Annotated in this window: 1 protein-coding gene; it reads left to right on the forward strand. The window is 46.2% G+C overall.

The genetic code is table 11. The features are described from left to right. Nucleotides 1-1,314 (forward strand): AAA family ATPase (locus DWW91_RS26415; protein ID WP_122329333.1); only part of this gene is annotated, 1,314 nt, incomplete at its 5' end. Nucleotides 1,315-1,513: the final 199 nt, after the last annotated feature.

Consider the following 1,513-nt stretch of genomic DNA (forward strand, 5'->3'; position numbering starts at 1 on the left):
TATCCGGTGCTTCATCTGAGTCTCAATGCGAAATTCTACGAAACGAAAGAGAGTTTGGAACAAATACTGGAAGGTCATTTTATTCAATGGGAAAAACTATTCGGTAAAACAGATGAAGAGTTAGGTTATGAAGAACGTTTCATGCAAATCATCCAACAAGCCTGTGAGAAAACAGGGGAGAAGGTAGTCGTCCTGATCGACGAATACGATAAACCTCTGTTACGTACATTATTTAATGATGACCTGCACAACGTTTACCGCGAAATGCTGACCGGCTTTTACACCGTCCTGAAAGATGCTGACCGCTACCTGCGTTTTGTATTTATCACCGGAGTGACAAAGTTCTCGCAACTGGGTATTTTCAGTAATCTGAACCAACTGATGGATATCAGTATGGCTCCTGCTTACGCAACGATTTGCGGTATGACAAAGGTAGAAATCGAACGCGACTTTCAACCCGAGCTGGCTGCCCTTGCCGCCAGGAACAAGCTGACATACGAACAAACAGTAAATGAAATGACGAAACGTTATGACGGATACCATTTCTCGGAATTCCTGGCGGACGGTATCTATAATCCTTTTAGCGTACTGAATGCACTGGTTCAAGAACGTTTCAGCAGTTACTGGTTCGCAACAGGAACCCCTACGATGCTGGTCGATATGCTGAAAAAGACAGACTACGATCTGCGCCAGCTGGACGGCATAGAAGTGCCGGCAGCCGCACTGACCGACTACCGGGCAGACTTCCATAACCCGGTGCCGATCATTTATCAGAGTGGATACCTGACGATTAAGGGATATGATCCTATAAAGAATTTCTTCATACTCGATTATCCGAATGCCGAAGTGGAATATGGATGGTTAAACTTTATCACACCGTATTATACGTCTTTATCGGAAGCGAATGCTCCGTTTTATATCGGTAAGTTTTGGGATGAGTTGCGTGCCGGTGATGTCGATGCATTTATGGAACGGCTGCGTGCTTTCTTTGCAGACATTCCCTATGAACTGAACGACCGGACCGAACAGCATTACCAGATAATCTTCTATCTGGTCTTCAAACTGTTGGGGCAATATATAGAAGCCGAAGTTCGCAGTGCCCGAGGGCGTGCGGATGCAGTGGTAAAGACAACTGATTATATCTACGTATTCGAATTCAAATTGGACGGTTCGGTAGACAAAGCCCTCCAACAGATCGACGACAAAGGCTATCTGATCCCTTACACAGTCGATAGCCGCCAGTTAGTCAAAGTCGGCGCCGACTTCAACAAAGAAGACCGCAATATCGGTGAATGGAAAGCCGTTTTCTGTTGATAGGCGGGGTTCGCGGCAGGTGAAAATATAGAAATAAATGAGCTATCCCGTTCCCGTGCCCGACACGGGATCGCAAAGGCACAAACCGTATCCTATATGTATGGTTCACCGATAGGATCGGGTGACTATGTAGTCAATGAGGCCGGTACTGCTGTGGCTGCCGATGATATAGGCTTGACTCTTTACCGCGGAGAATATG

This window comes from Parabacteroides sp. AF17-3, assembly GCF_003635445.1.
Classification (GTDB): domain Bacteria; phylum Bacteroidota; class Bacteroidia; order Bacteroidales; family Tannerellaceae; genus Parabacteroides; species Parabacteroides goldsteinii.